We start from the raw sequence: 3,999 nt of genomic DNA, 5'->3' as shown, positions 1-3,999 counted from the left end.
CACATGCGCGACCAGCCGCTCGGTGGGCAATCCTCCCCTGATCAGTCGCTCGGGAGCAGCATGCTGGAGGACGACGCCATGACAGGCGCGGCAGGCGAGCTTAGGCCGGCGGGTGACGATGACGCGATACTGCGCCGGAACGACGTCCAGCCTCTGGCTCTCGTCCCGACCAATCTCAAAGAGGTCGCCCGCACAAGACGGGCAACAGGTCTCGGCCGGCATCAGGGTTTCCACGATGCGCGGCAAATGCTCCGGCAGCTGACCACGGTTGGTTCTGCGCTCGGCCGTCCTCTTCTCGCAAACTCTGGGATTGGCGCGATCCTCGGTGGCTTCGAGGGCCGCGACGGCCTCTTCGATGTCCTCCAGAACAAGCTGCAGCTGATCAGCGTCCAGCTTTTCCGAGGATCCACCGAACTGCGCATCTTTCGCAAGCTTGAGTAACCGCTCGAGCCTGGCGCAGCGATCCAGCAGAGCCGCGGCAAAGACACGCAACTCGGCTGGATCGCTCGGCAGCTCATCGGGCAAATCACTCATTGGCCCGAGCTTGCCATGCTTCGCCCCGTGATGCAGCGAAGATTTGTATTTTTACGCAAGCGCTTTCGGCTGCGGGATTCGAGGCGCGTGCATGCGTGTCCAATCCATGCCGGCCAGCGAGGGGATTGAGGAATGTCCCTAATAGTGAGTCTGACGAATCATTTCCGGAGGTGGTCGAAGTTCGAGACCCCCACCATCCTTTGTACGGCCGCTCATTTCGAGTGATCAGGAAGATCGGCCAGCGAGGCCGAAGCATTCCCGCTTCGTATGAAGTTGAGTTTCGCACGGGAAGCAGTCTCCTGATTCAGGCAACCGCAATCGAATATTATGGACAAGACGCAAATCAGATTAAGCTGAGTATGGAGGCTCTACTCGAGCTTTTATCGACAGCGGATTGTCCCGACGCACATGAGCATGGATCCAGCCGATCTTTGGTCGACGCTGACGCCCGCGCTCCGACGCCAGATCGTCGAAGACGTCGCCGCGATTTTGGCGGAGATCCCTCATGAAGTCCGAGCTGGTCACACCAAGCCACTTGGCGCGCAAAGCCGTAGTCTACATCCGGCAGTCGACGCCCCACCAGGTCGTAAGCAATCAGGAGAGCCTGCGCCTTCAATACGCGCTTCGCAAGCGCGCCCGCGAACTCGGATGGCGTGAGGCGGCCATCGATGTGATTGACACCGATCTCGGGTTGAGCGGCGCGTCTACAGCGCATCGTAACGGCTTCAAAGAACTCGTTGGCCGTGTTGGCCTGAGTGAAGTGGGGCTCATCCTGTCGATCGACGTGACCCGCTTGGCGCGTAATTGTACCGACTGGTATCCGCTCCTGGATATCTGTGGTCTGCGTGGCTGTCTGATCGCCGACCGCGATGGGGTCTATGATCCGGGCACTCCCAACGGACGGTTGCTTCTCGGGCTGAAAGGTTCGATCTCCGAGCTTGAGCTACATACGATCCGCAGCCGGCTGACCGCCGGCCTGCTGGCTAAAGCCCGAACGCGGCGAGCTTGCGGTTATGCTGCCAATCGGACTGATGCGGGACCCGAGCGGCGTGGTCGTTAAGGATCCCGACATGGCCGTGCAAGGACGGCTCGGTCTCGTCTTCCAGTTGTTCCTGCAGCTGCGCAGCGTTGCCAAGGTCATGCGAGCGTTGAACGAGCGTGACCTGGAACTTCCGCGTCGTGATCGGTATGGTGATTTGTGCTGGACGCGCGCGACGCTGGCTGCCGTAGCGGCCATCTTGAAGAACCCCGCCTATGCGGGCGCCTTCGTCTATGGACGAACCCGCTTCCAACCGCCGAAGCGGGAGGGCGCCCTGCCACAAAAGGCTCCGCGGCCGATGGAGGAGTGGCGGATCGTCGTCAAAGATCGATATCCAGCCTATATCGACTGGCCAATTTATGAAAAAATCCGGGCCGTCATCAGAGATAACCGAGCCGAATATATGCGCATCAAAACCCGAGGCGCGCCTCGCAATGGCGAGCTTCTGCTCCACGGCATCGCCTGGTGCGCACGATGTGGCCATAAGATGTACGTCCGCTACAAGGGCGGCGGCGAGTATGTATGCAACCACCTGCGTACCCAGGGAGGTCACCCAACCTGCCAACACATCCGCGCCGCTCATATCGATGCGGCCGTTGGCGATGCATTCCTGACCGCACTAGCGCCGGCTGAACTCGATGCCTTGTCGCGTTCCCGCCGTGTCCAGCAGCAGATGAACAATGCGTTACGCTCCAGCGCAGAACGAGAGCTCGAGCGCAAGCGGTACACGGCGGCGCTCGCCGAACGGCAGTTCAACCGAGCTGATCCAGATAATCGGCTGGTCGCCTCGGAACTCGAGCGCCGATGGGAAGCGGCGCTAAACGACGTGCGCGCCGCCGAAGAAGCGCTTGCCCGACAGACGTCGTTCAAAGCCATCACGCAAGTAGCCATAAGCAAGGAGCTCAACGACAAGGTCATCAGCCTCACCGGCCGCCTCCCGCAGATATGGGGCGACGAGGCTATCTCGGACGCGCATCGCAAGGCTTTGCTACGATGCCTCATCGAAAAGGTCGTGCTCGATCGTGGTGAGAACGATTTGGCCCTGGCCAGGATCGTCTGGCGCGGAGGCGCCGTGACGGAGCTCGAGGTGAAGATGAGCGTCAACTCCGTCACCAAATTGACACGAGGCACAGAGATGCGGGAGCGCTCGCTGGCGCTCGCCCGCGACGGCGTCCCAGACGACGAGATCGCCGCAATCCTTACCCAAGAAGGCCACCGTTCTCCGCGTTGCGCCGATAAGGTGCTGCCCATCACCGTTGGGCGGCTCCGTCGTGCTGCTGCCATCAAGGTAGCTACCCAGCGCAGCCGATGGGAGCATGACGACTCACTCCTCAGCCCGCCCGAACTGGCACGAAGGCTCGAGATTCCGGTGAACTGGCTCTATGTCCAGATCCGAAGTAAGCGTTTGCTGATTGATCGCCAGCCAAGCGGCGCCTATCTCTTCCCGAATACACCATCCGTGCTTGACGCTGTCCGAAACCTTCGAAACCACGTCCTTGCGCAACTTGATCTAAGAATCTGTCAGCCTAACAAGGAGGGGCATCAACATGGGTGATCGAGAAGCGCCGACAACTGCGCGGCGTTCATCCGCATCACGCCGGCCACGATGGGAGGCCATTTGAAGCCGCTGCCATCGAGCCGCTTCCAATACATCACAAGGCCGCTGCCATCCCAGACGACAATCTTCACCCGATCGGCGCGCTTCGCACGGAACACCACCGCCACGCCCTTCATAGGGTCATGGCCCAGCGTCTCCTTCGCCAACAGCGCCAAGCCCTCCGCACCTTTTCTGAAATCCACAGGTTGCGTCGCCACGTAAATCATGAGGCTCGCGGGCATTGTCAGCATGAACGTGTCCGTCGGAGCGCTAGAAAAACATCACTCAGCACAGCAAGGCCAGGCGCCCCGCGCACCTCTACGCGCGCCCCTTGGAACTCGACCGTCACAACGGCGGCTTCCGGCGACCCGGAGGGTTCTGCGGTCGCCGGCAACGCCGATTCCGATACCACCGGCACGAACGACAGCGTTTCCGCCGACGCCGGAAGCACCAACTGGCCCAACCGCGCCCGGCGCCGCCAGTCATGCACCTGCTGGGGCCGCCAGTCATGCACCTGCTGGGGCCGGCAGCCATGACGACGGGCGACATCCGTGACAACCGCACCCGGCTTGAGGCTTTCGGCGGCAATCTGCGCCTTCAAATCGTCTGGCCAGCGCTTGCGACCTGCACCAGCATATACTTCGATACGTGGTGACAACGGTCGTCTCATGTCGTCAGAATGGTCGTCCATTATGAGCACCCTTGTAGAAGATGACTCTTCTAGCGGTGCTCTCAAGACTCCGCACAAACGTGAGCGTCACGAGAGGATCACTGGCGCCTGGGCTTGACTTGCGCGGAATGCTCTGGATAGCGCGGTCTGGATGATTGA

Annotated in this window: 5 protein-coding genes; 2 read left to right on the top strand and 3 right to left on the bottom strand. The window is 61.0% G+C overall.

Annotation, left to right across the window (positions count from 1 at the left end; genetic code table 11):
* On the bottom strand, positions 1 to 534 hold a 534-nt coding region (locus XI09_RS08880), incomplete at its 3' end, for an IS66 family transposase zinc-finger binding domain-containing protein (protein WP_271566502.1).
* Between the two features lie 505 nt (positions 535 to 1,039).
* Here XI09_RS08880 and XI09_RS08875 point away from each other — a divergent pair.
* Together XI09_RS08875 and XI09_RS08870 are read left to right on the top strand one after the other, a co-directional pair.
* A complete protein-coding gene (locus tag XI09_RS08875; RefSeq protein ID WP_271566501.1) occupies positions 1,040 to 1,594 on the top strand; it encodes a recombinase family protein in 555 nt (184 codons plus the stop codon).
* A 10-nt stretch (positions 1,595 to 1,604) separates the two neighbouring features.
* Complete coding sequence (locus XI09_RS08870) at positions 1,605 to 3,128, top strand: recombinase family protein (RefSeq protein ID WP_271566500.1); 1,524 nt, start codon at positions 1,605 to 1,607, stop codon at positions 3,126 to 3,128.
* Here the strand turns inward: XI09_RS08870 and tnpB are convergent.
* Both tnpB and XI09_RS08860 read right to left on the bottom strand, forming a co-directional pair.
* Positions 3,116 to 3,421, bottom strand: a complete 306-nt coding sequence (tnpB, locus tag XI09_RS08865; protein WP_271566499.1) for an IS66 family insertion sequence element accessory protein TnpB — start codon at positions 3,419 to 3,421, stop codon at positions 3,116 to 3,118. The two genes, XI09_RS08870 and tnpB, sit on opposite strands and share 13 nt — an antisense overlap.
* Positions 3,415 to 3,861, bottom strand: a complete 447-nt coding sequence (locus tag XI09_RS08860) for a transposase (protein WP_442869561.1) — start codon at positions 3,859 to 3,861, stop codon at positions 3,415 to 3,417. Before XI09_RS08860 ends, tnpB begins: the two co-directional genes overlap by 7 nt.
* Between the last annotated feature and the right edge of the window lie 138 nt (positions 3,862 to 3,999).

This window comes from Bradyrhizobium sp. CCBAU 11386 (assembly GCF_028128955.1).
Classification (GTDB): Bacteria; Pseudomonadota; Alphaproteobacteria; order Rhizobiales; family Xanthobacteraceae; genus Bradyrhizobium.
This window is presented reverse-complemented; position numbering and strand designations above follow the sequence as displayed.